The organism is Planococcus sp. ISL-109 (assembly GCF_018613655.1).
Classification (GTDB): domain Bacteria; phylum Bacillota; class Bacilli; order Bacillales_A; family Planococcaceae; genus Planococcus.
In genome coordinates this window covers 634506-654341 of the sequence record NZ_JAGGPW010000004.1, presented here as the reverse complement: position 1 = coordinate 654341, position 19836 = coordinate 634506, and the positions used below count along the sequence as shown (strand labels likewise).

Sequence of the window (19836 nt, the reverse complement as noted above, 5' to 3'; positions counted from 1 at the left end):
TGTATGCTGCAACCGCTCAATACGCTGAGCTTTCCTTTTCATAATCATCGGCTACAATGTAATAAATACCTTTATTTGGAGGGGATGCGTGATGAATCAGCAACATCAGCCAGCTGTAATTGTCTGGTCACAAGAGATGGTGCGCAGTACACTGCCCAAGCGCAAACAGGACAGCCATAAAGGCAGCTTCGGGACTGCACTGCTTCTAGCCGGCGGCCCGGATATGCCGGGCGCTGCCTTGCTTGCCGGACTCGGTGCTTTGCGGAGCGGCGTCGGCAAGCTCGAAATCGGCACCTACCGCGAAACAATCCGCAGCATTGCCCACCAAACGGCAGAAGCGACCTATATTCCGGATGCGTTGCAGAACATAGCGAACGGTTCGCTTCCATTCAGCCATTACCGCGCCATCGCGTGCGGCCCCGGCACGCTGCCGGATGCCGTGACAGAAGCGGCGGTCGAAACTTTACTCACCGGGGCAATGCCACTTTTGCTCGATGCCGGCGCCTTGAGCAAAAGAAGCTATACAGAACGCAGTGCACCACTCATCTTAACGCCTCATGCCGGAGAGTTCGCACGGATCTCCAGATTTACACCTGAAGAGATCCTTCAAACACCTGCTTCCTGCGCCCATGCGTTTGCGCTTGAGCAGAATGCGGCGGTCGTCTTAAAAGGCCCTGCAACTACCATCGCCTTTCCGGACGGCACCGTCTATCAGAATTCGACAGGCAATTCCGCACTCGCCAAAGGAGGCACCGGCGACACTTTGACCGGAATGATCCTCGGCATGCTGATGTGTCATGATTGCTATGAGCACGCCATACTCAATGCGGTCTTTTTGCACGGTGCTTGCGCGGATGAATTCATCAAGACCCGCTCTGCCCATACGATGCTCGCACATGATATTGCAGAGTTGCTTCCGTTCGTATGGAAATATTATGAATAAAACGTTATAAGTAAGATTTCCAAACAATCGATATGCTCTTTTACTTAGCTGTGAACTAGTTCACAGCTAAGTTTTTTTTCCTTTGTTAAGCTGGAAGAGATATGGAAGGAGTTTTCGATATGATGAAGAATATCGGTTACGCAAGCGTGTTCTTATTGTTTCTCGCTGTTGTGGCCATAAGTGTTTTAAATATCGAGTTGTCTGCTGAAAAAACCAAAACAGCGGAAGCTCAACCACAAAACACCGAAACAGAACAAATGGAGGAAGCGACAGCGGGGGTCATCACCCATAACCCGCCGTCCATGGACGAAGTACCGGACGGACCGGAGGGCGAAGCGGTGAAGCGCGGCTATGACCTCGTCAATAACACATCCGAAGTATTGCGAACAGATGCCGCAAGCGTTGAAGACGGTCAAGAACGCATTAATGAGTTGTCTTGTACGAGCTGCCACGCCGGAGCCGGACTCGAAGAGGATTCCTCTTCACTTGTCGGCATGACGGCTGCTTACCCGATGTACATAGGCCGCTCAGGGGAAATCGTCACATTGGAAGAACGCATCAATGGATGTATGGTCCGCAGCATGAACGGTGAGAAATTCGCTGAAGACGATGAGGACATGGATGCCATGATTGCTTATTTCAAGTATATTTCGGAAGGCATTCCGCAAGGATCTGACATGCCTTGGCGCCATAATAATACAATGGAAGATGTGCCTGTGCCGGATGTCGACCATGGAGAAAAGCTCTATCAGGCGAGCTGTGTTGCCTGCCACGCTTCAGACGGCGCAGGAATAGGTTCAAATAACGGCCCCGCCGTTTGGGGAGATGGCTCTTTCAATGACGGTGCCGGACTGGCGCGCATGTCAAAGATGGCGGGTTATTTGCAAAACAATATGCCTAAAGGCGCCGGCGGCAGTTTATCCGACCAGGAAGCGAGTGATTTGGCTGCATTCATCCTGTCACAAGACCGGCCGGAATGGGGAAATCATGACCAGGACTGGCCAAACAGCAACAGGCCGACCGATAGCATGACGAAAGAACGCCGTGATCAAGTAAAAGACGGCACAATCGATTGGAATCAAGTACTTGGAAAAAATGCAGAGTAAACAGCAAAACACCCAGCGCGGCTAAGGCGCTGGGTGTTTTTTATTGTTGATGCGGCTTTTGGACTGCGGCTTGGATGACATGCGATAATCCGTTATGGAGTGACCCTTCCTTGCGTACCACTTCCCCGGCGAAAAAATGGATGAGCTTGAAACCTTGGAACGCTTCCAGAATTTCCTCCGGCCGGTACAGCATTTCTTCTGTTTTCGGTCCCCCCGTGCCATAGGATAGCTGATCGGTGGAATACACTTCCATCAGAAAATAGCCTCCCGGTTTTAATGCACGGCGTATGCCTTCGAATGTTTTCTGCTGGACGTGCTTCGGAAAATGGCCGAACACACAAATAATTTCGTCCCATTTGCCTTCCGCCCATTCGGCTTGCGCCAAATCCACTTCCGAGACCGCAACCTCCACGTTCCGGCTGTTCGCCAGCCGCTGTGTTTTTTCCAGGCCGCTCCGCGCAAAATCCCAGGCGGTCACTTGCATTCCTTGTTCAGCGAGAAAAACCGCATTGCGCCCTTCACCTTCCGCGATGGCAAGTGCATCGCCTGAGGCTGCAAGCTTTGGATGCATCGATTTGATGAACTCGTTCGGCTCTATCCCGTAAACATACTCTTCAGTTTGATAGCGTTCATGCCATGAAGCCATTGTGCTGTCCCCCTAAAATCGAATTACCTTTAGCATACCCTTTAAGCAGTAAAGATGAAAAGCTTGTGATTTCCGTTATAATGAAAGACGTCGACTGTAACAATCCAAATACGGATGGAGGTATCTTTATGATGACTGAAAACCGGGTGGAGAAGCGGCTGTGAGTTACGTTCCTATAATGCATCTGACCGTACCGGCGATCTGGGTTTCCGTGATTTTAGCGGCCATCGCCGCAAGCTTGCTACAGCGCTTCGTCAGCGGGGACAAAACCGGGGATTGGTATTGGAATGCTGTCGCATTGTATATCCTCACATGGAAACTCAGCTATATCCTGTTCAATTTCGAGCACTTTATCAATATGCCCTTATCCCTTCTTTATTTCAACGGCGGCTTGCCCGGGCATCTGCTCGCTGTATTGCTCGTCATGGCCTATTTATTTGTTGCACGTAAAAAGCACAAGGAGCTCGCTGAACAGGCGGTATTTTCAGTTTTGCTGTTTTTCCTCGCTTATCAAGCCATCCTGACAAGCTTTGAGAACAATCTATTAGAAGCTGCACTGCACATATTGCTGCTGATCATCAGCATCGTTTCCATCCGGCTTATAAAAAGGCGGGAAGATGTGCCGGTTGGGTTGATGCTCGCGCTATTGTTTATGTTGGAGTTATTGATTCTAAGTGCATTCGGCCCACTTTTTACATGGCAAAATGCGACAGTCATTGCACTTGCCGCCCTCACCATCAGCATTTACATACGCCATGAACAGAAAGGACAAACTTTATGATCAAAAAAGCACTTCTCGCATTATTGCTCATTGCAGCGCTTGCAATCATCGCCATCAATTTCTTCAACAACAGGGAATCGGCCGACGAAATGACCGAAACAGCTCCACAAGATCAAGCAGCGGCGCCCGGTTTAGCCCAAGGAGAGGAAGCACCGGACTTCAGCCTTACCGACCAGAACGGGGAAGCCGTCCAATTATCCGATTACCGCGGCAAGAAAGTCATCCTTAATTTCTGGGCGACATGGTGCCCGCCTTGCCGTGCAGAAATGCCGCACATGCAGCAATTCCACGAAAACAATGAAGGCGGCGACGTCGAAATTCTGGCCGTTAATCTAACCGCCCAAGACAATGGCGATGAAGCAATCAACTCATTCATCGACGAATTCGGCTTGACGTTCTCCATGCCGATGGACAAAACCGGCAGCACTGCGCAAGCCTATCAAATCCGCACGGTTCCGACAACGTACATCTTGAACACACGAGGCGAAATTGAACAAAAGATCGTCGGCCCGATGGATGAACAAATCATGAAAGACCAGACGGACAATATCGACTAAGCTCTTCAGTAAAATTGAAATTCCGGTTTACAAAACGCCTATTTGCGGAATACTACTATTAGTACGTGCTATGAAATGGAGGATTTCTAATGGAACTTGATTTAGCGAAAGAACAATTGCCATCTACACAAACGACAGTGAACGACAATACCCCCGACTACATCAACCAGCAGATTGAACGGGAAACGGAAGCATCCGTTAATTATTACAAGCGCCAGGACGAAAGCGAAATTCGCGGACGCATCGAAGAGCTTGACCATGAATGGGATACACAGCGCGTGTTGGAAGTGAATATGGCGTCGATCGCCCTCACCTCTTCACTGTTGGCACTCGGCGTCAACAAGAAATGGGCGTTTCTGTCCGGCGCGGCAAGCATCTTTTTAATTCAGCACTCCTTGCAAGGCTGGTCCGCACCGCTGACGATCATCCGCAGACTGGGCATTCGCACAGCAGATGAAATCAACCGTGAAAAGAAAGCCTTGAAAAACCTGCTGAAGAAACCGGCGTAACCACAAATCCCCCCAGCTAAACAGCCGGGGGGATTTTTTTAGTTAACGGCGCTTATTTGCTGTTTCTATGTCGTTGAGCGGCATAGGTTTTGGTTTCTTTAGCAGCCATTCTTTAAAATGCTGTTGAAGCGGCAGTTCCACTTTGAAATGGGCAGCCACGCCAAAGAAAATCATCAACCCGATCAACAAGGCGCTCATCCCGACACCTCCCAGCACATCGTATGCGCCGATGCGGTCCATCCACTCCGAAAACAAGTCAAGCACGATATTATGGACAAGGTAAATCGAAAACGCCGCATTGCCAAGTTGATGGAGCGCTTGCGGGATGTGGATGTCCTTCTGCAAGTCAATCGAACCGAGCCCAACTAATAAAAACGCAATGGCGACGCCAGCACTCGCTTCAAAACTGACGTCCATGAACCTCTGCACCGAATTCACCCATGTAATGGGAAAGCCCGCCAGCCCGACTGCCGTAAGTAGATACCCGAGGCGCAGCGGAATCTGCACATGCAAAATGAGCCATGAACACAATACGCCAGCTAAAAACATTAAGTTGAACGGGGCAAATAGAAAATCAAACAGGAAATGGTCGATGTAGAACCATCCATATACAGCAAAAATCGAGAAGATCCCCCAGCCGACGAAGAGGCTGCGCCCAAGAAATCGAGGAGCCAAAAAAAGAACGGAAAAGACGAGATAAAAATAAATGGTATGTTCCAAAGACCACGCGACGATCACAAAGGGGTCTTGCCACTCGGGGTTTGGAATAAGAAAAATCGATGTCAAAATTACGCCCAAATCCCGCTCAGCACCTGTTCCGAACCAAGGAAACAAAAAAGCCAACAATAAAAAGGCGATGGTCACTACCCAGTAAAGCGGATAAATACGGATAAAACGGTTGGATAGAAAGTCTGCAAGTTGCCCTTTCTTGCCAAATTTACGCCGGTATATATAGTACGCCATAAAACCAGACAAGGAAAAGAAATAATAGACGCCGCCGGATAGCGGCACATAAGACAGGCCCCAAATATTGAATCCGTAATAGTCCATCATGGTCGTCGATAAATGATGAAGCATGACCAATAACGGCACAAGCGCGCGCGACAATTGAATAAGTATAAGCTTTCTTCTCAAAATGCCTCACTCCCTCAAGGTAACAACCAAAGACCTATACTAAACCACGAGAACTATAGATATTGATTTTTATTAGATAAAATATACCATGTTTTTTAAAAATAACAAGCAATTTGTCGCGTATGACGAGTATCTCCTTCGTATTGGCGTACATGTGACCGGTTACACATAGACGAAAAAACCAAGCCTTTCTCAGGCTTGGTTTTTTTGCGCTCAGCGCCGCTCAGTAATGGAAACGCCGGTGGTGTGCAAAGTTTCCAGTAACAATTCATGCATGAGGGCATAACCTGCTTCGTTCGGATGAATGGAGTCCAGCCATATCGACGGCTGTTTGCCCATTTTCCTTGTGTTTGTCACAACAACCCCTTTAGCACCGATCGCCGAATTCCACAAGCGGAACAAAAGATTAGTGAAGCCAAAATACTGCGCTTCCTTTTTCATGGAGTTGTATAAGCTGTTTTGGATGATGAGAACATGAACGTTTTCGTGTTTGACTTGTTTATAGATTTCCAGCAAATTTTGGCGATAGCGCTTTTTCAATGCCGAAAACTGTCGAATCAAATTCTTGGCCCCACCGTTTTGGTATTGTTTAAGCAAATCATTGCCGCCAATATTCAACAGAACGAGATCTGCTTTTTTCAATTCCTGCTGCCAATAGTTTGAACGCAAACGCTCCACCAAACCATCACTGGTCAGGCCATTGATGCCGAAATTCAGCACTTCACTCGCTGGAAAACTTTCCTGTAAATGTTTTGCAATGCCGCCTTTAGTGCCATAGCCGTAAGCAACTGAATCACCGAGTATGATGATTCGATGTATGTGTTGCGGCTGTAGTGCGCTGCGTTTTTTTCGTTGGAGCGCCTTTCGAAAAAGGGCACTCGACCGGAATTTTTGCCCCAATCTACTGCACGCCCTCTCCTTTTACTATGACTATATTTTATCATATCCGTCCGTTCCTTTGCTCTTTTCGTGATTCATGCATAGCCTCACCTCATTAGTGGTATAGAAGGTTAGAGAGTAGAAGGAGGTAATTATGGAATTATTTTATTTGATTTTCGGCATATTCCTCGTCGCCCTAGCGATCATTGATTTTGTCTGGACGACGCTGTGGGTGGACGGCGGAGCTGGCCCTTTGACCAACCGCTTGACGTCTGCTTATTGGACTTTGCATAAAGCAATCAGCAACAGGCAGCCTAAACTGTTGAGTCTCGCAGGTCCATTCGTGCTGATCCTTACATTAAGCATGTGGATTTTTCTTTTATGGATTGGTTGGACACTTATTTTTGCGAGTACGAGCTTCATTGTCGATACGAAAGACGGCGGTCCGATGTCTTGGTTCGAAAATGCGTATTATGCAGGCTATTTAATCTTTACACTCGGCAATGGCGAGTTTGCTCCGGATGACGGGATATGGCAGATCATCGCCATTTTAGCGACCGGCTCCGGCATGCTATTCATCACATTCGGCGTCACTTATTTGCTTCAAGTTTTGAGCGCCGTAACGGACAAGCGCTCACTCGCCTCGAGCATTTCCGGAATCGCTCTAGACCCGGCTGCATTCGTCAACTGCGCATGGAACGGAAAGGATTTCGACAACGTCAATTTACTGCTCGATACATTTGCAAACGACTTGAGCGGCATCGTCTCGAAATACAATGCGTACCCCGTCCTCCATTACTACCGAAGCGCAACCCATGACCGCTCCCTGCCGGTGAATATCGTCGTGCTGGATGAGGCGTTGACATTTCTGTCTTACGGCATTCCACAACAACACCAGCCGAACCGCTTACTCATCCAAGAACTGAGAAGCAGCATCACAAGCTATTTGGATACTTTGCATGCATCCTCGATCGATTCATCTCCCGTCGTCCCGCCCCATCAAGTACTGGCGAACTTAAACGATACGATTCCATTAGTCGATCCAAGCGACTATGAAAAGGCGATGGAATCTTTAGAAACACGCAGACGGAAATTACTCGGATTGCTTGAAATGACGGGGGAAGAGTGGCCCGGCACTTCATATGCTAACAGCAGCAACTAACTCCATCCAAATGCGGCGTTTAAATGAATAAAACTGAATAGAACCATTTAAAAACGCCCGGCACCGGGCGTTTTTTACGTTAATCTTCACTTAAAAATTGGGCGAATTGTCTGTGGTGTTTCATTCTAATGGTTTAAGGGAACATTACTAAGATGAGATTTTCGTATTGGAGGACTATGCATGCAAAAGAACAACTCTGCGTTATTGACGAAAGACGATTTTACGAACCGGACCGACCTGCCTGAATGGCTGATCCGGGAATACGAAACATTCCATGACACCGTGACAGAAAAAACTTTCCCCTGCTATTTCGGCCGGAGCGGAGAGTTAAAAGGCGAACTGCGCTATGCTTATATAAGCCAAGACGACTGGTCGGATCTGCCGCAAGCTGTTGCCGCGTTTCTCACCTTGTTTGAAGACCCGAAGCATAAACGGCACGGGCTTTTTGTTTTTGTCGAGCCATTCGAAACGGAAGAGTCCCTTGAACAATACCGCAAGCAATTTTGGGACATTCTACAATACTTGCACGACTCGGATGACTCGCAATGGCCCGAACAAGCGCCGCGCGACCCCGACCATTATTTATGGGATTTCAACTTTAAAGGCGAACCGATCTTCATCTTCGGCAATGCCCCCGCCTACAAGCAGCGCCTGACACGCCATCTCGGGAATGCGATGGTGCTGGGCTTCCAGCCGAGACGGATTTTTGAAGGATTGACTGGAACTGAAAAAGGCGGCATCATGTCCCGCGAAAAAGTGCGCGAGCGCGTGGAAGTGTGGGATCAGTTGCCGACACATCCGGACATCAGCCATTTCGGTGATCCTACACACAATGAATGGAAACAATTTTTCATCGGAGATGACGCAGAACCGCTTCAAGGCAAATGCCCGTTTTCACATAAAGAAACCAAATAAGAAAAGCCGTCTGTAAACATGTACGGACGGCTTTTCTTATTTGGTTATGACTTACTTTTGGACGTGGTTTTAACTTGTTGTTTCGTTTTAAAAGCTTTCACTGTTTTTTGGTTATCGATCTGCAGTTCTTGTGCGGAAGCATCTGTTTCCACCGCTTTACCGTCAAGTTGCTGCGTCAATTGCTGCATGACCTGCTGAGCAATCGATTGCTCAGCATGAACCGGTTTGACTGTGGTAACTTTGACTGTTGGTGCGCTTTCTTTCGGTGCGCCAATCGCAATCACGCTAACCTCTTTCGGCACTTTATGCCCTGCACTTTCCAATGCATCGACCAACTGCACCGCGTCTTCGTAGCTCGCTGCGACAAATGCACTGGTCGGCTTTTGAAAAGTTCGCAAACCAGCTGCCAAAGCATCAAAATCCCCCGGGTTGTGGGGCGTGTGGATGCGCTTTTTCCGCAGCTTCAGCTGGTGATGGGCCAGCGCTTCGTAATACCCTTGCAGCCGTTCACCACTGTCTTCACGGTCTGCTCCAACCCAGCCGATTTGCTCATGGTTTTCACTCGCCAGATGGCTCGTCGCTAAATAGGCCGCCTGGTGCCCATCGAATGACTCAGTTGCAGGCACCGCTTCAACTTGCCGGAATGCTTGTCCGGTTCCCCTTAATTGTTCGCTGATGCCAGCCGGAAGTTCGCCGATGCTGACGGTGCCTGCAACTTGATTTGCGAACCCTTGAATGTCTTTTGCCGTTTCAGCGCCTGTAAGGAAACGCCCAACCGCATGATAACCGAAAGCTTGAGCTTGTTCAGCCAATTCCCGGAAAGTGTCAAATGATTCAGCCGGGCTATCTTTCGCAAGAAGCACCAAAACATCCCGCGATGATACCACTTCCTCTTTAGCCGGCTGGGCGCTATTGCCGTAGTCCAGCTCAGCTAAGGCTTGCATTACTTTGTCATATGTTTCTTTTCTGACTTGCTCCGGGCGATTCAACACTCTCGATACTGTCGTTTGGGAAACGCCTGCATGTTTTGCAACTTCTGTTGTGGACACCATTTTCCCCACCCTCTCTATTCATTCATTGAATATACTATACCATAACCAATGAGAGTATTCAGAATAAAATTGGAGGGATTTACATATTCGCGCATACCCTTTATGATGGACGGGAAAGGAAGTGGTCCTATGACTGAATTGACTTGGCTGAAATCATGGTCTTTCTATCAAGAAGTCGATGTGCCTGAGCATCTGCAAGAACTGTTGATTGATGGCGAAAAAGCCGCAGCGGCGTATAAAACCGTGCGGGACGTAGCTGTCATCACGAATAAACGGATATTGCTCGCGGACCGCCAAGGAATGACCGGTAAAAAAATTGAAGTTTACACCATTCCGTTTGCTTCAATCAATATGTACTCCACAGAAAATGCCGGAACTTTTGATGCAAATGCCGAAATTGAACTATGGACCAAGTCCGGCCGCTTCCAAGTTGAATCTCCACAAAAAAGTCGATATCCGAAAACTCGACCGGTTGATTGCCGAAGCGACCTTGTAATTCTTTGAATAATATGAATAAAAGGAGTGCGGCGGGGCTGCGCTCCTTTTATTCATATTATTCACCTTTAAATTGAGTGCGGCGATGCCAACGGAAGTATTCAATATTCTCTTCCTCTGCAGCAATTCGCATATTTTTTTTCAGTTCATAATTTACAGCTTGCTCGTTTAATGTAGGCGAGATGCGCAGCGTCCCTGCTCCTGTAAAAGCGATTTGCCCGCTTTCGTATAAAGCGGCATGGTTGGCACATAACAGCACACCGTTTGCCCCATCGATCCGTTCTGTATCCACGCTGTCTTTCCACGGCTTGCTGTAGACAGCTTTGAGCAGCGCTTTATTGTTCTTGCCGCAAATGGCACAGCTGCCATTCCAGCGCTGTGTCTGCCGCTCCGTGAATAGCTGTTCGAAGTTGGAGAGTTTTCGGCGCGCCAAAAATTCGGTGTCCATCATCCATGCCGTCCACGAATTATATTTTTCCGTTCGGACTGCGTCGTAGGAAAATTCCAGCTGTTCGATCTGCTGCCATTTGGATGCAGCCAGCAACGCCAAAAACTTCAGTGCGAGCTCTTCGTTGCATGGATACAAATAGCCGGAATTGCCATTCCCGTCCGGCTGGAAAGCAGCATATTTAATCGGCAAGTGTTCGGCCAGCTCTTTGATATGATAGGCGATTTCCAGCGGTTCATCCAGCTCCAGATATTCGCACGGCGCGACCCACTCGGCTTTTGCTGTGTTCACAGCTGCCTCTCTTGCGTCTTCTTGGATTGTTCCGACCGCAACAAGATCCCCTTTAACGTAGTGAAAGGTCCTGTCTCCTTTTTGCAGCAACTTCATACGTTCCCAAGAATGCGGCGTCGCCCCCGATTTATCCTTCATGGGCGCCCGAAGAATCCCTATGAGCTTTTCTTCTTTATATGTTTCCCCCTGCATAACGATATAGCTATTCATTTCGTGCCTCCTGACAATTGCTTTCTTCTATTCTATCATCATTTCCCATATTTCGTCCGGGCTTTTGCGGATTAGGATAAAGCTTTTATAGTGAACAAAAAAATCCATCCCTTATGTAAGGAATGGAAGTTATATAGCCCGGACCACTCGGCCAGGCGCTGTTGCTTTATACCAACTGTAACAAAAGAGGAGGATGATCGCGAGATCGATAAGATTTCCTCCATAATACATGATCATCGCCCCCATTTCGCCGTCGGTTGTGGTGATTCCGGCTGGGGGCATCGCGTAAAGCGATTTGGCCAAAATCTTATGCCCTGCCAGCGCCAGAATCAGCACAATTGCCCTGAAGCGGAAAGAATACCGGTGCGGTGTAAGGTCGGCATAAAGAATCGACATCATGAACAAGTACCCTGCAACTAAAAAATGAATATGAACAATGGCGTATACGATTGTCGATTGATGCATCCAGATGAAGATATCGGTCCGGTATAGAATATAAAGTCCGCCGATACTCAGCAGAGAGGCAACGACGGGATGGCTTATAAAATGTATATAACGGCTGTTCAGAATCCGGCTGAGTAAGCGTGCCAGATCCCTCGGCAGGCTTCTCAGCAATAAGGTCATCGGTTTTCCGTATAGCAACAGAAGCGGTGCCAGCATACCAAGCAAAAGATGGCCGATCATATGAGCCGAAAAACTAGTGTGGGCCTGTTCCGAAAGCGGCCCGACAAGTGCCGCTCCTGCAGCAGTAACGCCTGCAAACCAGAACAAGTAGCGGCGGACCGGCCATTTTTTAAAGCGTTCATTCGTCCAAATCGCGAGCATCGGATAAAAAATCAATGCCCAAGCGAGCGCTAAAGCCGCCGTGACCGAAAACCATAGCTCGATTGACCCTAAATAATGATGTGACATAGCATCATGCTGACCGCCTTTCTTTTCGGGCTTTTACAAGCAGCGCGATTCCAGCGAAGAGCAATATTGCTCCAAATATGTTCCATGCCAAGTCATATGGTAATAACTCGACATTATAACGGATCTGATGGGTCCGCAGCACTTTGTGGTCGATGATGCCGTCAAACAGCTGGAACGTCCCCGCTCCGATTAGGATCGATGCTACCCAGCGGCGCATCCAGACCGCATTTCGCCGCCTCAAGTCCGCGAACATGAACAGCCCGCCGATTGCTGCAAACCAGGCAAATGAATTAAGGAGGCCATCCGCAAAAATACCGATTTGCGGTGTCGACAAATCGTAAAAATGATGCCATTGAAGCAATTGGTGGAAAATAACTTCGTCGACAAATGCCATCAGGCCGATTCCGAAAAATAATCCGGACCAGAAATTGCGCTTTTCATACTTTTCGATATCATCTTTCGCTGTCGAGCGATCCACGCTGACCATTTTCAACACCTCTTTCCAGTTTTTTCATCTTCAGTCTTCTTATATGTACCCAAATGAAATTTCACTAAAACGAAAAAAGAGCCTCTGACCAGGCTCTTTACTCGATTTTGATCTGTTTGCTGTTCTCGGATTCTTTTTCTTCCGGTTTTGGCACATTCACCTTCAAGACACCGTCCTTGAAATTCCCTTTGATTGCTTGGTCGTCGACATCCCCGACATAAAAGCTGCGTTTGAACGATCCAAATGAACGCTCTTTGCGGATGTAATGCCCTTCGTCTTCCGTCGTTTCTGAACTCTCTTCTTTTTTACCGCTGATTGACAGATAACCGTCTTTATAGTCAACGCTTATATCTTCTTTGGAAAAGCCAGGAACGTCTGCGACCACTTCGTATTGGCCATCAACTTCTTTGACGTCCACTTGCGGATAATTGCTTTCCTTGAAGAAGCGGTCAAAGAAATCGGAATCTAAATCACTTTGGAAAAGTTTCGGGAAGAAATCTTCCCGTTTTTTAGGCATGAATTTCATCATTATTCCTCCTATAATTATCAGAATATTCAATATAGTCAGAGACCCATATCAGAATTATAGAACACTCCCCAAAGAAGTCAACCTGTTTTTATCCAGTTTATCCCGATTTAGCAGGAAGTCAAGCTCCCACTGGCCGTAAAAGTTCGATTGGATCTGGCTGATAACTCAATTGTCCGGCCAGCCAACTGCTTCATTTCTTCCTGTTTCGTGACATCGGTTACTATGTATTCTGCCACTCCGACCCCTTGCTTGATTTCCTCCTGCAATCTGATATAAGCTGTTCCGGTATCGATGCGAGCATGAGCTAATAGGCCTGCTGAGCCAATTGTTTGGCGGTCGCTCGTCCGATTCCTGAGCTCGCGCCTGTAACGATAGTTGTTTTATTCATCGTTCATCTCTCTTTCTCAAAAAAATTCTCGGCCATTTTACCCTAGAGTATCGAACTGGCGCTGTAAATCACGTCGGAATCCGACCGTTGATTTTCTCCCCAACAACTCGGCAGGTTTGAAATAGAGGAATTACAGGAATACTATAGAAAGCATATGTGTACTACTAAAAACAATCCCCCTGTTATAATGGGAGATATCAATGAAGGAGATGATAGCGATGGAAATGGGTACTATTAGAGGTTCGAGCATGATGGTGAAAGTGGTGCGTGCCCTTATGGAAGAAGGCTGGTCTTTTACACCGAACGAATTGGACATCATCGTCCTCGCCGAGCATCCGGAAACTGGCGAATCCATCTCCTTCCCTTCATTCGGGAGCCTGAAAATGTGGCTTTACGAAAAAGGGCTTAGCTATTAATTGAAAAAGCTGTCTCCTCCGCCTAATCGGGCGGAAGGGACAGCTTTTTTTCGTTGTTCTTTTCAAGTATGCTCCGCTGCGGGCGGCAGCTTAAAAACTTTGCTCTTGCGCTGCATGAATCAAACGGATGGCTCAAGAATTGATGGTTTCTTGCACAGCGAAGCATTGACGCCTTGTTTGCGCAGTTCTGAAACGATGGCGCCATTAGTTTTTTTGCATACTTCATACGACTCATCAAACATTCTTTTTAAGTGCTTCAATTGATTGGATTGACGGTTCATTTCGACACACCCTCCATCGGATGACTTCATAGACCAGTATACAGAGCAACTGTGAACAAACTATTAACAAATGAAAAAAACTTTCGAAAAGATTCGCTTTTTAGTCTCTTACAGGCGCAGCATGCGAGAAGCTCTAGGCAATCAAAGCGCAAATGCCGGCAGCCTTCATCGCTTTCCTTAGCGCATGTTGGAGAGTATGTAATTTCGGCTGTCCCTTGAATTATTGCCTGTCACCTTTTACGTTTGAACCAACTGATCGTTACAGAAAAAATCCGCCTGCGAGAGGCGGACTTTCCATTTACATGCGCAAGCTGATACCAGGCCCGATCGGAATTCCAGTCAATGCAAAGATGATCAACATAACGACCCAAACACCGAAGAAGATGAGGCTGTACGGCAACATCAACGATATCAATGTGCCGAGTCCAGCCTTTTTATCGTATTCTCGCATAAAGGCAAGTACGATCAAAATGTACGGGTTGAGCGGCGTAATGATGTTCGTCGATGAATCCGCGATGCGGAATGCCAGCTGAACAAAAGCAGGGTGATAATCGAGCAGCATGAACATCGGAATAAAAATCGGTGCCATCAATGCCCATTGTGCCGAGCCACTGAAAATCAACAAATTCAGCACTGCGGCCAGGACACTAAACCCTACCATAACCGGCAACCCGGTCATATTGATGCTCGTCAGAAACTCTGCACTATTGACAGCGACCCAAATACCAAGATTGCTCCAGTTGAAGTAACTGATGAACTGGGCAGCAGCAAAAATCAAGACGATATAGCCGGACATATCTTTAATGGCATCGCCCATGAATCCCGGAATATCTTTTGATTCTTTGATTTTGCCTACGGTTTTGCCATACGCGATAGCAACCGTAATAAAGAAGAACAGGATGATCGGCACGATTCCTGACAGGAACGGCGAAGGAATGATGCCGCCTTCTTCGTTACGCACAGGCGACTCCGGCCAGAACACTAGCAATGCGATCAAGCCGATATACACGGCCCCTGCAATAAGGGCATTCAGCAAGCCTTTGTTTTCTTGTTTCGAAACCGGCTCAAAGGTTTTATCCGTCCGGCCCGTATACTTGCCGAGGCGCGGTTCCACCAATTTTTCAGTGATGAGTGCACCGACGATTGCCATCACAATGACGGATACACTCATGAAATACCAGTTGTCGACCGGTGTCACAACAAACGCCTCATCGATCGTTCTGGCGGCTTCGGTAGAGATCCCGGATAATAGTGCATCCGTCCCTGTGATGAGAATATTGGCGGTAAAGCCAGCGCCTGTTCCCGCAAAGCCGGCAGCAAGACCCGCGAGCGGATGCCTGCCGACCGATACGAAAACCATGGCGGCAAGCGGCGGAACTAAAATGAATGCTGCATCAGAAGCCAAGTTGCCCATGATTCCAGTGAAGATGACTGCATACGTAATGAGTGCTTTCGGTGCGTTCAAAATGGATTTCTTAATGGCCGTTTCCATCAAACCGACGCGTTCCGCCAGCCCGATTCCGAGCATCATGACCAACACTAGCCCGAGCGGAGCAAAGCCTGTAAAGTTATTGATCGTTTCTGCGAGAATATACCGGATCCCTTCACCGGAAACAATACTTAGGATTGCTAATTCTTCACCCGTACCTGGATGGACGACGGTGGTGCCAAGACTACTGACCAACCATGACAGCAATACAACAAAAATCGCTAAATATACAAAAATAAAGAATGGATCGGGCAAGCGATTGCCCCATTTTTCAATAAAATTCAAAAACCCTTTTTTGTCTTGTTGCTCTACTGGTGATGCCATGTCCATTCCTCCCTTATTGTTTGCGGGTTCCAAAAAGCAAGCGGTAAATTTTCCGTGGACGTCCGCGCCTGCCTGCTTCCTCTCCTGCCACTTCCGCCACGCCGACACTTTCCAGCTCTGTTAAAATTCTGCGGGCATTGCGTTCTGTGCTATTCATCCATTGCGACAGTTCCAAAGCCGTCACTTCTTCTTTTGCATAATGGCGGGACAGTGATTCGATCCGCGCGATCACCGTCTGGCTGATGGCGGCACCTTTCAGCGCTTCTTGCCATTTGGCTTCGCTGCTGCGCCGACTGTAGCGGATCCGGCCGACCGATGAATTGATTTCCGTCACCCTGCCGTCTTCGTCTATATTGATGACCACGCCATTCTCTTTTTCTCTGGCGTAGTCGAGTGCCAACCTGACGTTTTGTTCGGATTCCGTGACGGTTCTGCCGTATCCGATGCCGATGCGGACATGCATATTGCTGTTGGCGAATATTTCCTCCCTCAATTCTTCGGGACTATGGGATTTTGCATAAAGCTCCAATTCGCCCCGTGTCGTGTAAATGAAGTAGACGCCATTCCCCATACCGACTTTCGACCCTTTGATTTCTTCAGCAAAGTCAATCAGCACACGATTCATCGCGAGTTCCTGGCGTTCGATCTTAAACGGCGTTTTACGCTGCTGGGCTTGGCTCGGGTAAAGGATTTCAATGCCGATCATGGCCAGCTGCTTCATGCGGTAGAGATCAGATAAACTTCTTTCTTTGATGACCGAAATGGCACGGTGCGCCGCAAGTTCCGAAACGCTGATGCGGTAGACTGGCACGCCTTTTGCTTTCAAGCCATTATAAACGGCGTGTACACAAGTGAGCGCTGCCTGGATGGCGCCTGTCCGGTAAAGCGTTTCGTGATAGTCGATCAATTCCTCTGCTGGGATATAGCCCAGTTCCGGTGCGGTATGGATTTCCATTTTTTGCAAATCGAAATCTTTCAGCATCTTCAATACTTCACTGCGTGGAACGGAATCAACACTGATGCTCGACAACACTTTTCCTTCTTGCATAAACGCATCGAGCATCGTGCCGAGCAAACTCGAACCATGCAGCAAAATATAGTCCGCATGATTGGCATCGATCAATTTTTCTTTTAACGCAAAATGGTACGGCGCGGGTCCAGAAAAAAGCCAATGGTTGATGCGTGAGGAATGTTCTTTGATGATGCTTTTGGTTTCTTCGGTATGTTGGTAAATGAATGGAATCAGTTCGACCCCCTCAAGCCCGCTCGCGGCTTTCATGGTTTCGTTGACTGAATCGTTCGGTCCGATAAGCCCGACCCTAACCCTCTCTGCCATCTTGAGTTGCCTCCACCAAAAATCTCGCCAAAAGCTCCACGCCCATCTTCAAATCATCCGGCGTCGCATATTCATCCGGATGGTGGCTCAGCCCGTCTTTGCACGGAATGAATATCAAGCCGCTCGGCCAAGCCTGTGCCATGTTCATGACGTCATGGCCGGCGCCGCTATCCATACGGTGAGGCAAGTACGCTTCATGATTCCCAGCATCAGCCAATGATTGCGCCATTTCTTCATCGAGTGCGATCGACGGATTATTGACCAGTACATCGATGGCAATCGCCACTCCGAATATTTCTTCGATCCGTTTGCATTCGTTGCGGATGGCATCGGCCATTTTTTTCTTCAAGTCATCATCCACGCTGCGGATATCGATGCCTGCCGTCACGGACTGCGGGATGACGTTCATCGAATTCGGTGCGGCCGTAAGTGTGCTTACCGTTGCAACCAGTGCTGTGTCATACGCAGCGTTCAGTTGAAGAGCCGTTTCCCGGACAAATGAAATCAACGGAGCGGCCGCCACCAGCGCATCTTGCCTCCGGTCCATGGGCGTCGTGCCGGTATGGCCTGCTTTACCGGTGATCGTCACCGCCAGGCGAATCGGGCAAGCCACGGCTTTGACGACACCATAATTTTTGTGGTGCTGAACAATGTGCAGCCCTTGCTCGATATGCAGCTCCACAAAGCATTTCAGCTCTTCTTTTCGGCGCTTTGATGCAACCATGTCTTGCCAGCTATAGCCTTGGCGCTTGACCGCTTCTTCGATGGTGATGCCGTTTTGGTCTTCGAGCGATCCGATTGCAGGATCCAATAACCCGCTCATCGCTTTGCTGCCGAGCGTCGAAACGCCAAAACGCGACGATTCTTCGGAACGGAAACAAATCACTTCAATCGGACGTTGAGGACTATAATCCGCTTCCTTCAAAAGCTTGACTGCCCCGAGGCTGCAGATCACTCCTGCAGCGCCGTCAAAGGCGCCGCCATTCGGTACGGTATCCAAATGGGAACCGGTCGCAACAGCAGCAGTCAAGCCGCCGTCCACTTCCCAGCGCGCCAGGACATTTCCCGCGGCATCTTCAGAAACTGCCAAGCCCAATTCTTCAGCAATCGCTTTAAAGGCGGCAATCGCTGCCGTTTCTTCATCCGTATAGCCTTCCCGTGTGAATCCTTCCGGTTTGACTAATGCTTCGCTCATATTCAAACGCAGTAATTGCTCAATCAGCCAGTTGTTCACGGACTTCCCCCCCTTTCAACAAGTATTCAGTAGTGCGGATCAATGTTTCCAATCCAGCTAGCAGCGCTTTTTCTTCATAGTCGAAGCTTGGGTGATGATGCCCTGCCGGCAAAGGGCTGGCAAAAATCATAAATGTCGCTTTTCCGCCCTGATTGCGTACCCGATCCATCATATACGTCACGTCTTCCGATGCTCCAATCGGCAGTTCCGGGACGATTTTCAGCGTCTCAGACTGTGCACATGCCCGTTCAACAACCCCGGCGAAGTCCAGGTCCGCTTCAGCTGTAATCGCCTTGCCCATATGAATCAAGTCAAGCTCGACATCATGCAACACCGCGCTGGCGCGGAGAATGCGCAAGGCATGTTCTTCCATATAAGCATTCAATTCATCCGTCTCACCGCGCGTTTCGATTTCCATTCGCGCTTCTCCAGCGATGATATTGCGCCCGGTTCCAGCGTGCAAAGTGCCGACATTGACGCGCGTGGCTCCGTCTTTATGGCGCGATATGCTGTGCAGGTGCAGCGTGGCGGATGCAGCAGCGAGTAGCGCATTACGCCCTTCATTCGGCTCTAGTCCGGAATGTGCCGCTTTGCCGATGAACTTCGCATTGATTTTGGAACTGGCCAAAAACCGTGAAGTGGTCGCCGCGACGGTCCCGGATTCTTTCGGATGGAGGCCGACATGGCCGCTCAGGAAATAATCCGCATCGTCCAGCCATCCTTTTTCGACCATCGCTTTGGCACCGCGCCCGCCTTCTTCCGCCGGTTGGAATAACAAAGTGTATTTGCCGATTAAACGGTCTTGGCGGTCCGCCAAATATTCGGCAAACCCAAGGCCGATAGCGGCGTGGCCGTCGTGGCCGCAGGCGTGCATCACCCCGTCAGCTTCGGAACGGAAACCTTCTGCTGCCGGCACGTGCTGCGGATTTTGTGATTCTTCAATCGGCAAGCCGTCGATATCAAAACGGTATGCAAAATGCGGCCCGGGCCGTCCGGTATCAAGCACCGCAACGAGCCCGGTATGCCCGCCTTTCATCTTTTCAAGAAACGCCTCAGGGACTCCAGCGTCGAGCGCTCGCCGTTCATTCGCCACAAGCACACGGTCATCCGGTACGCCCATCCGCTTGTCGCTCACCAACACATCATCGCCCAAATAAAGCTCAAATCCTTTTCCGTTCAATGTTTCATGCAGTTCGTAAGTTGTCACGTATTCGGTAAAGCCGACTTCCGGGTATTTATGGCGCTTACGCCTTTGGTTGACGATAAAAGGCTCGATTTCTTCCATAAAGCGTTCAATAGAGTCTCCCACAAT

22 protein-coding genes are annotated in these 19836 nt (G+C 48.7%); 9 read left to right on the top strand and 13 right to left on the bottom strand.

Annotated features, from left to right (window positions below; translation table 11 throughout):
- Nucleotides 1-91: 91 nt before the first annotated feature.
- Complete coding sequence (locus J7E21_RS05090; protein ID WP_215105350.1) at nucleotides 92-943, top strand: NAD(P)H-hydrate dehydratase; 852 nt, start codon at nucleotides 92-94, stop codon at nucleotides 941-943.
- Nucleotides 944-1062: 119 nt separating this feature from the next.
- A complete protein-coding gene (locus J7E21_RS05085; RefSeq protein ID WP_251047788.1) occupies nucleotides 1063-2049 on the top strand; it encodes a c-type cytochrome in 987 nt (328 codons plus the stop codon).
- 40 nt (nucleotides 2050-2089) lie between these two features.
- On the opposite strand, the gene J7E21_RS05080 is transcribed toward J7E21_RS05085, so the two are convergent.
- Nucleotides 2090-2695, bottom strand: a complete 606-nt coding sequence (locus J7E21_RS05080; RefSeq protein WP_215105348.1) for a class I SAM-dependent methyltransferase — start codon at nucleotides 2693-2695, stop codon at nucleotides 2090-2092.
- Nucleotides 2696-2855: 160 nt separating this feature from the next.
- Here J7E21_RS05080 and J7E21_RS05075 point away from each other — a divergent pair, with 160 nt between their 5' ends.
- The 3 genes from J7E21_RS05075 (at nucleotide 2856) to J7E21_RS05065 (ending at nucleotide 4542) form a co-directional block, all read left to right on the top strand.
- On the top strand, nucleotides 2856-3476 hold the full coding sequence (locus J7E21_RS05075; protein ID WP_215105346.1) for a hypothetical protein: 621 nt from the start codon (nucleotides 2856-2858) through the stop codon (nucleotides 3474-3476).
- Nucleotides 3473-4033 carry a peroxiredoxin family protein gene (locus tag J7E21_RS05070; protein ID WP_215105344.1) on the top strand — a complete coding sequence of 187 codons (561 nt, stop codon included), beginning with the start codon at nucleotides 3473-3475 and terminating at the stop codon, nucleotides 4031-4033. Before J7E21_RS05075 ends, J7E21_RS05070 begins: the two co-directional genes overlap by 4 nt.
- A gap of 89 nt (nucleotides 4034-4122) precedes the next feature.
- Complete coding sequence (locus J7E21_RS05065) at nucleotides 4123-4542, top strand: DUF2892 domain-containing protein (RefSeq protein WP_215105342.1); 420 nt, start codon at nucleotides 4123-4125, stop codon at nucleotides 4540-4542.
- A 42-nt stretch (nucleotides 4543-4584) separates the two neighbouring features.
- Here the strand turns inward: J7E21_RS05065 and J7E21_RS05060 are convergent, their stop codons facing one another.
- Nucleotides 4585-5676, bottom strand: coding sequence for an acyltransferase family protein (locus J7E21_RS05060; RefSeq protein WP_215105340.1), 1092 nt, complete (start codon nucleotides 5674-5676; stop codon nucleotides 4585-4587).
- A gap of 213 nt (nucleotides 5677-5889) precedes the next feature.
- Nucleotides 5890-6576, bottom strand: coding sequence for an SGNH/GDSL hydrolase family protein (locus J7E21_RS05055; RefSeq protein ID WP_215105338.1), 687 nt, complete (start codon nucleotides 6574-6576; stop codon nucleotides 5890-5892).
- A gap of 133 nt (nucleotides 6577-6709) precedes the next feature.
- Between J7E21_RS05055 and J7E21_RS05050 the strand changes: the two genes are divergently transcribed.
- The gene (locus J7E21_RS05050) at nucleotides 6710-7717 is read left to right on the top strand and encodes an ion channel (RefSeq protein WP_215105337.1); all 1008 of its coding nucleotides are present in this window, start codon (nucleotides 6710-6712) and stop codon (nucleotides 7715-7717) included.
- 180 nt (nucleotides 7718-7897) lie between these two features.
- Nucleotides 7898-8632: a YqcI/YcgG family protein gene (locus J7E21_RS05045; RefSeq protein WP_215105335.1), complete on the top strand. Its 735-nt coding sequence runs from the start codon at nucleotides 7898-7900 to the stop codon at nucleotides 8630-8632.
- Nucleotides 8633-8676: 44 nt separating this feature from the next.
- Here J7E21_RS05045 and J7E21_RS05040 read toward each other — a convergent pair whose 3' ends face one another.
- The gene (locus tag J7E21_RS05040) at nucleotides 8677-9684 is read right to left on the bottom strand and encodes a LacI family DNA-binding transcriptional regulator (protein WP_215105333.1); all 1008 of its coding nucleotides are present in this window, start codon (nucleotides 9682-9684) and stop codon (nucleotides 8677-8679) included.
- Between the two features lie 129 nt (nucleotides 9685-9813).
- Between J7E21_RS05040 and J7E21_RS05035 the strand changes: the two genes are divergently transcribed.
- The gene (locus tag J7E21_RS05035) at nucleotides 9814-10188 is read left to right on the top strand and encodes a PH domain-containing protein (RefSeq protein ID WP_353047727.1); all 375 of its coding nucleotides are present in this window, start codon (nucleotides 9814-9816) and stop codon (nucleotides 10186-10188) included.
- Nucleotides 10189-10237: 49 nt separating this feature from the next.
- On the opposite strand, the gene J7E21_RS05030 is transcribed toward J7E21_RS05035, so the two are convergent.
- The 4 genes from J7E21_RS05030 to J7E21_RS05015 form a co-directional block, all read right to left on the bottom strand.
- On the bottom strand, nucleotides 10238-11128 hold the full coding sequence (locus J7E21_RS05030; RefSeq protein WP_215105331.1) for an HNH endonuclease: 891 nt from the start codon (nucleotides 11126-11128) through the stop codon (nucleotides 10238-10240).
- Between the two features lie 129 nt (nucleotides 11129-11257).
- Nucleotides 11258-12040 carry a cytochrome c oxidase assembly protein gene (locus J7E21_RS05025; RefSeq protein ID WP_215105329.1) on the bottom strand — a complete coding sequence of 261 codons (783 nt, stop codon included), beginning with the start codon at nucleotides 12038-12040 and terminating at the stop codon, nucleotides 11258-11260.
- A 4-nt stretch (nucleotides 12041-12044) separates the two neighbouring features.
- Nucleotides 12045-12527: a DUF2243 domain-containing protein gene (locus tag J7E21_RS05020; protein WP_215105327.1), complete on the bottom strand. Its 483-nt coding sequence runs from the start codon at nucleotides 12525-12527 to the stop codon at nucleotides 12045-12047.
- 97 nt (nucleotides 12528-12624) lie between these two features.
- Nucleotides 12625-13053 carry an Hsp20/alpha crystallin family protein gene (locus J7E21_RS05015; protein ID WP_215105325.1) on the bottom strand — a complete coding sequence of 143 codons (429 nt, stop codon included), beginning with the start codon at nucleotides 13051-13053 and terminating at the stop codon, nucleotides 12625-12627.
- A 591-nt stretch (nucleotides 13054-13644) separates the two neighbouring features.
- Here J7E21_RS05015 and J7E21_RS05010 point away from each other — a divergent pair.
- Nucleotides 13645-13860: a hypothetical protein gene (locus J7E21_RS05010; protein ID WP_215106183.1), complete on the top strand. Its 216-nt coding sequence runs from the start codon at nucleotides 13645-13647 to the stop codon at nucleotides 13858-13860.
- Between the two features lie 119 nt (nucleotides 13861-13979).
- Here J7E21_RS05010 and J7E21_RS05005 read toward each other — a convergent pair whose 3' ends face one another.
- The 5 genes from J7E21_RS05005 to J7E21_RS04985 all read right to left on the bottom strand — a co-directional run bounded on the left by J7E21_RS05005 (nucleotide 13980) and on the right by J7E21_RS04985 (nucleotide 19833).
- Nucleotides 13980-14141: a hypothetical protein gene (locus tag J7E21_RS05005; RefSeq protein WP_215105324.1), complete on the bottom strand. Its 162-nt coding sequence runs from the start codon at nucleotides 14139-14141 to the stop codon at nucleotides 13980-13982.
- Between the two features lie 298 nt (nucleotides 14142-14439).
- Complete coding sequence (locus J7E21_RS05000) at nucleotides 14440-15954, bottom strand: AbgT family transporter (RefSeq protein WP_215105323.1); 1515 nt, start codon at nucleotides 15952-15954, stop codon at nucleotides 14440-14442.
- A 13-nt stretch (nucleotides 15955-15967) separates the two neighbouring features.
- The gene (locus J7E21_RS04995) at nucleotides 15968-17290 is read right to left on the bottom strand and encodes a helix-turn-helix domain-containing protein (protein WP_215105322.1); all 1323 of its coding nucleotides are present in this window, start codon (nucleotides 17288-17290) and stop codon (nucleotides 15968-15970) included.
- On the bottom strand, nucleotides 17274-18524 hold the full coding sequence (locus tag J7E21_RS04990) for a M20 family metallo-hydrolase (protein ID WP_215105321.1): 1251 nt from the start codon (nucleotides 18522-18524) through the stop codon (nucleotides 17274-17276). Before J7E21_RS04990 ends, J7E21_RS04995 begins: the two co-directional genes overlap by 17 nt.
- Nucleotides 18505-19833, bottom strand: coding sequence for an amidohydrolase (locus J7E21_RS04985; RefSeq protein WP_215105320.1), 1329 nt, complete (start codon nucleotides 19831-19833; stop codon nucleotides 18505-18507). Before J7E21_RS04985 ends, J7E21_RS04990 begins: the two co-directional genes overlap by 20 nt.
- Nucleotides 19834-19836 lie beyond the last annotated feature (3 nt).

Coding starts and splice junctions, on each gene's coding strand:
- J7E21_RS05090 (WP_215105350.1), top strand. CDS start 92: ATGAATCAGCAACATCAGCCAGCTGTAATTGTCTGGTCACAAGAGATG.
- J7E21_RS05085 (WP_251047788.1), top strand. CDS start 1,063: ATGATGAAGAATATCGGTTACGCAAGCGTGTTCTTATTGTTTCTCGCT.
- J7E21_RS05080 (WP_215105348.1), bottom strand. CDS start 2,695: ATGGCTTCATGGCATGAACGCTATCAAACTGAAGAGTATGTTTACGGG.
- J7E21_RS05070 (WP_215105344.1), top strand. CDS start 3,473: ATGATCAAAAAAGCACTTCTCGCATTATTGCTCATTGCAGCGCTTGCA.
- J7E21_RS05065 (WP_215105342.1), top strand. CDS start 4,123: ATGGAACTTGATTTAGCGAAAGAACAATTGCCATCTACACAAACGACA.
- J7E21_RS05050 (WP_215105337.1), top strand. CDS start 6,710: ATGGAATTATTTTATTTGATTTTCGGCATATTCCTCGTCGCCCTAGCG.
- J7E21_RS05045 (WP_215105335.1), top strand. CDS start 7,898: ATGCAAAAGAACAACTCTGCGTTATTGACGAAAGACGATTTTACGAAC.
- J7E21_RS05040 (WP_215105333.1), bottom strand. CDS start 9,684: ATGGTGTCCACAACAGAAGTTGCAAAACATGCAGGCGTTTCCCAAACG.
- J7E21_RS05035 (WP_353047727.1), top strand. CDS start 9,814: ATGACTGAATTGACTTGGCTGAAATCATGGTCTTTCTATCAAGAAGTC.
- J7E21_RS05030 (WP_215105331.1), bottom strand. CDS start 11,128: ATGAATAGCTATATCGTTATGCAGGGGGAAACATATAAAGAAGAAAAG.
- J7E21_RS05025 (WP_215105329.1), bottom strand. CDS start 12,040: ATGTCACATCATTATTTAGGGTCAATCGAGCTATGGTTTTCGGTCACG.
- J7E21_RS05020 (WP_215105327.1), bottom strand. CDS start 12,527: ATGGTCAGCGTGGATCGCTCGACAGCGAAAGATGATATCGAAAAGTAT.
- J7E21_RS05015 (WP_215105325.1), bottom strand. CDS start 13,053: ATGAAATTCATGCCTAAAAAACGGGAAGATTTCTTCCCGAAACTTTTC.
- J7E21_RS05010 (WP_215106183.1), top strand. CDS start 13,645: ATGAAGGAGATGATAGCGATGGAAATGGGTACTATTAGAGGTTCGAGC.
- J7E21_RS05005 (WP_215105324.1), bottom strand. CDS start 14,141: ATGAACCGTCAATCCAATCAATTGAAGCACTTAAAAAGAATGTTTGAT.
- J7E21_RS05000 (WP_215105323.1), bottom strand. CDS start 15,954: ATGGCATCACCAGTAGAGCAACAAGACAAAAAAGGGTTTTTGAATTTT.
- J7E21_RS04995 (WP_215105322.1), bottom strand. CDS start 17,290: ATGGCAGAGAGGGTTAGGGTCGGGCTTATCGGACCGAACGATTCAGTC.